The 5,111-nt window shown below is 61.9% G+C and carries 3 protein-coding genes and 1 pseudogene; all 4 read left to right on the plus strand.

Annotated elements, in window-relative coordinates; translation table 11 throughout:
• Window positions 1-95 precede the first annotated feature (95 nt).
• Window positions 96-506: pseudogene (gene traN, locus C0V72_RS15740) on the plus strand (conjugal transfer protein TraN); the annotation flags it as partial.
• Window positions 487-1,317: a conjugal transfer protein TraF gene (locus tag C0V72_RS15745; protein WP_101795074.1), complete on the plus strand. Its 831-nt coding sequence runs from the start codon at window positions 487-489 to the stop codon at window positions 1,315-1,317. The pseudogene traN and the gene C0V72_RS15745, both read left to right, overlap by 20 nt.
• Before the next feature lie 70 nt (window positions 1,318-1,387).
• Complete coding sequence (locus tag C0V72_RS15750) at window positions 1,388-2,800, plus strand: conjugal transfer protein TraH (protein WP_101795075.1); 1,413 nt, start codon at window positions 1,388-1,390, stop codon at window positions 2,798-2,800.
• A gap of 29 nt (window positions 2,801-2,829) precedes the next feature.
• Window positions 2,830-5,082 (plus strand): conjugal transfer protein TraG N-terminal domain-containing protein, encoded by a 2,253-nt coding sequence (locus tag C0V72_RS15755; RefSeq protein WP_233999989.1) that lies wholly within the window; start codon window positions 2,830-2,832, stop codon window positions 5,080-5,082.
• Window positions 5,083-5,111: the final 29 nt, after the last annotated feature.

Raw genomic sequence — 5,111 nt, forward strand, 5'->3', positions numbered from 1 at the left:
GCTCGGGCTACGCCCTCCCAGCGCTCGCCAAGGCGCGGATCAAGTGGCCTGATTTTGCGCCGCCCAATGGCCGACTTTTACTCCGCCGTTGACAGCTTGTGCCGGGCATCCAGCTCCTGGTCAGCCTTGGCTGCAGCCGCGAGGAAATGCTCCTCCATGAACGCGATGCTCAGGGCCTGTGCGCGTACGTTGGCACCTATTGCTCGGACAGTTTTCTCGGTGTCTGCCTCACCAAAAAGAAGGCCTATTGCTGCTTTGAATCCAAGCTGTCGCGGATCCTGCAGGAGCGGGGTCGCAAGCAGCTGAACAAGCCTTGGGCCAAGCCAAAGACCGAGCAATGCCGCGGCTTCACCCTCGAGGAATTCTCGCGGCTCGACCTCAGCCAGATGGATTTCAGCGAGGTCTATGCCGAGTTCACCGAGGCGGCCCGCCTGCCCGACGAACTCGCAGTCGCGACCGATCTCCAGCAAAAAATCGAGGACTACTATGCCCGTGCCACCAACTAGGGCCGCCGCGCGCGCGCTCGCAACCTATCTTGGCACCCTCGCCTGCCTGAGTGCCCCTGCCGCTCCGGCACAAGCACAGGAGCAGCCCGCACCTGAGAACGTCGAGGCGCAGAACAGCTTCTACTGCCAGGAGCGCAAGCTCGGCTACTGGTTCTACTGCACCCGGCCAAAGCCGGCTGAGCAGACGACACCGAAGGCCGCTCCAAGTGCGACAACCCAGCTCGATGCGATCACCTCGACCCTGCGCGAGCTGAAGGCGAAAGCCATTCTCGAGCCAACTCCGGCGAATGTGACCGCCTATATTCGCTTCCAGCGCGAGCAGCTCGATCGTGCGTCGCTGTTCAGCGATGTCTGGCAGCGGGCGATCTGGCAGGATCCGGAGCTCGACTACACGCTGCAGCGGCCGGTCTCGACGCTCGGCAAGCGCCAATGGCAGGACAGCCGCAGCGCCGAACGCGATGCGGCGATGACGCAGCTCTCGCAGCGCTACGGGCTGTTCTACTTCTTTGCCCAAAGCTGCGCTGCCTGCGAGGTGATGTCGCCCATCGTTCAGGGCGTGGCATCGCGCTGGAAGATCACCGTACGGGCGATCTCCACCGACGGCGGGCCTTCGCGGCACTTCCCGGGCTACACGGTCGAGACCAATCAGCGCACCCGCATGGGGCTGGAGCCGAAGATCACGCCCGCCGTGGTCCTCTGGGACGCCCTCAAAAACCAACCCATCCCGATCGGCTACGGCGTGATGAGCGCTGATGAGCTCCAGGATCGCATTTTCCTCCTCACCTCAAAGGAAGCCGGACGTGACTACTGATCCATCGCGCCAGAAGCGCAGCACCCGCCCTGTCCGAGAGTACCGCGCAGCGCTGACCACAAAGCGCATCATGGCCGGCGTCCTCGCCGTGACGCTTCCGCTGTCCAGCGTCTCGGCTGATGTGGGAAGCTCGATGGATTCCTTCCTCAACGATGTTGGCGGCGCCGCCAATGTGACGGGGCCGACGGCGTTCGAAGGACAGTCGGCAGGCTATTACAGCCTCGGCAATGTCTGGACGCGCTTCCCGCAGAAGACGACCAACATCGCCAATCTTCAGCTGCCCCGCGCCCGAGCCGGCTGCGGCGGCATCGACATCTTCGCCGGGTCCTTCAGCTTCATCAACGCGAGCGAAATCGTCGCAATGATGAAGGCGGTCGCCAACAACGCGGTTGGCTTCGCTTTCAGCCTCGCGATCGACACAGTCTGCCCCGAGTGCTCGAAGATCATGCAGGAGTTCAGCCAGAAGGCGCAGCTCATGAACAACCTCAACATCAACTCCTGCGAAATGGCGCAAGGGTTGGTAGGCGGGATCTGGCCGAGGGGCGATCTGGCCGACAAGGCTGTCTGCGAGGCGATCGGCAACGCGGAAGGCATCTTCACCGATTATGCCGCTGCCAAGCATGGCTGCGGCACCAGGGGCCAGCGCACGAGCACCACGGCGCAAGGGTCCGGCAAGTATGACGACGTCAATCCGGGCGTGGCACGCAACTACACCTGGACGATCCTAAAAAAGTCCGCGTTCTTCTCACCGGGTGGCAACTTCGACCGCGAACTCGCTGAATATGCGATGACACTGCTCGGCACGATCATTTATGTACCGCCAACCGATGACCAGCCGGGCAAGTTCATTCCGATTGCGGGCGAAGCCTCATCGACGCTGGTCACCTCGCTGCTCGATGGCACGAGCGGGAGCAATGTCCTGATCTATGACTGCGACGAGCCGGACAAATGCCTCGATCCGGGGTTCAAGCCGCTCAGTCTTCCTGCATCGAAGGCGCTGCGTCCGAGAGTATCAGCGCTGATCGCAGGAATGGTCGACGCGATCCGCGAGGATACGCCGATCACCGAGGCGCAAAAGGAGCTCCTGCAGGTCTCCTCGATCCCGCTCTACAAGATACTGACTGTTCAGGCGGCCTATGGCCGGGGCATGCCGACCGATGACCGCGAGACCCTCGCTGAGATCGCGAGCGTCGACCTCTTGTTCGCGGTGCTTGACCGGATTGTCAGCGAGGCGGGCCGGTCCATGTCGAGCTTCATTGGCGCTGACGAGGCCAAGATCGCGATGTGGCAGGGTCAGGTGAATGTCGTGCGCCAAACGCTGGCGGACCGGCAGGCTAACACGCACCTCAAGGTCGGCGCGATCATGCAGATCATCGAGAAAACCGCTTTCATCGAGAACGTGCTGGCCGCCTCGATGTCGCCGGGCATGGCGGCGTCGCTCGACTGGTCGCGCGGCGTCCAGACCCGCGCCCTCACCCAATAACCCTACTGACGAGCCGAAAGCGCAGCACAATGGTTGAGATCTTCACAGTCGGCGGCGGCGACTATCTCGTCAATGTCTTTCAGGCGGTCGCTGCCTGGACCGGCAATGGCGGCTACAAGAGCCTGCTGCAGGTCGTAATGGTCATGGGCCTGGCCCTGTCGGCGATCACTCTGGCCTTCAATCAGGACTGGCGCGCATGGATCAACTGGTTCCTGGGCGCGACGCTGATCTACTCCTGCCTGATGGTGCCGCGGCTCGATGTGCGGATCACCGACCGCCTAAATCCCAGCCTCGCACCAGCCACGGTCAGCAATGTGCCTCTGGGCCTTGCGCTGATGGCGAGCTTTACCAGTCAGGTCGGAGACTACCTCACAGGCTCGGCCGAGGTTGTGTTCGCCCTGCCCGGGGATCTCAACTATTCGAAGAACGGAATGATCTACGGCGCGCGGCTTTACGACGCGACGCGTTCCTTGCGCATCTCCGATCCTGAATTTGCCGCCAATCTTGACGAGCATTTCCGGCAATGCGTCTTCTATGACGTGCTGCTGGGCCGCTACTCGATGAAGGAACTGGCCGAGAGCGGCGACATCTGGGCCACCATTGCGCCCGGCAGCCAGGCGCGCGCGCAGCGCTTCCTCACGCGCGATGCGGGTTCGGGCGAAGTAATCTCGGATATCGTCACCTGCCGCGAAGCCTATGGCGCACTCAACGGCCAATGGACGAGCCTTGTCGACAGCATCGGCACAGTGTTCGGGCGGCAGCTCTATCCCAATCAGACCGCGGCGCTCGCCAAGGCCAAGCTGTTTGCCGACCTGCCTGTCGCCTACCAGTATCTCACTGGGGTGTCCGCCAATGCGACAGACATCTTCAAGCAGACGCTCACCATCAATGCGATGAGCCAGGCGATGCATTCGATGTCGGCAACCAGCGGTGCTGGCAACGTCGATGTCTATGCGCAGACCCGCGCCGACATTCAGACCGAGCGGACCTATGGTTCGATTGCCAGCAACGCAATGAAGTGGGTGCCACTGCTCAACATCGTACTGACGGTGCTGTTTTACGCCCTGTTTCCGGTCCTTTTCCCGCTGTTCCTGATGCCCAAGACCGGGCCGATGGCCCTGAAAGGCTATGTCACCGGCTTCTTCTACCTTGCCGCCTGGGGCCCCCTGTTCGTCATTTTGCACATGATGCTGATGTACAAGGGCTCGGCTGACATGACTGCGGCGACGGGCGCGAACGGTCTGAGCCTTGCCAGCTTCACCGGCATGGCCGACGTCAACAGCGATATCGGCCTTCTGGCGGGATACCTGATCGCCTCGGTGCCCTTTCTTGCTGGCGGTGTTGCGAGAGGCGCCATGGCAATTTCGCATCAGGCGACGAGCTATCTCAACCCCAGCCAGAACGCTGCCGAAGAAGCTGCCCGCGAGGCGAGCACCGGCAATGTCTCGCTCGGCAATACCAGCTTCGAGAATTCGAGCGTCATGACGCGTCAGTTCGCGCAAGGCACGGTTGCCCCGAGCTTCACCTATGGCGCACAGCAGACCCGAACGGTCAGCGATAGCGGCGCGGTGACCACTAGCTTCGGGCAGGCGAGCTACGATCAGCTGCCGAATTCGAGCTATCCCTTCACTCCGACGCTGGGGCAGGAGTTCACATCGCGGCTGTCAACCATGGCGTCGCAGGCCCGCGCAAATAGCGAAAGCTATGCCAACGTCGCGGCGGAATCGACGTCCAGTGCAGTGAGCAAGTTCCGCGAGCTCAGGGACCAGTTCAGCAAGGGCTCCTCCTTCGAGAGCGCCAGCGGCACCTCGAACTCCGACAGCATTCAGACCGCTTTCAGCGAGGTCGATCAGGCTTCGACCAATCTGCAGCGGCAGTTCGGACTTTCGCGCCGAGCGGCGGATGATATCTCAACGGCCTGGTTCCTTGGAGGTGAGGCAGGTGCAAACGCTGGCCTGACAAATGGTGTGGCGTCCGCCAAGGTAGGATTGAAGGGCGGAGGGACCAAGACCTGGACCGACAGCGACATCGGTATTGCTTCCGAGGACCGCTCAAGGATCTTCGGAAGCCTATCCCAGATGTCGGATAGCCGGAATTGGTCGAGCACCCGCGACGGCTTCGTCCGATCGGTAAGCACTTCGTCGAGCTCTTCGGTCTCGACCACCGCGAGCGGGATGAACGCGTCGCTGACAGAAGCGCAAAGCTTTACCGTCGAGGTGTCAATGGACACCCAGTGTTACGAGCTAAGGCGACACCCAGTGTTACGAGGTGTCTCGTTGTGACCGTGCGATGATTTCAGGGGCGGGGAGCA

Source organism: Porphyrobacter sp. TH134, assembly GCF_002855495.1.
Taxonomy (GTDB): domain Bacteria; phylum Pseudomonadota; class Alphaproteobacteria; order Sphingomonadales; family Sphingomonadaceae; genus Erythrobacter.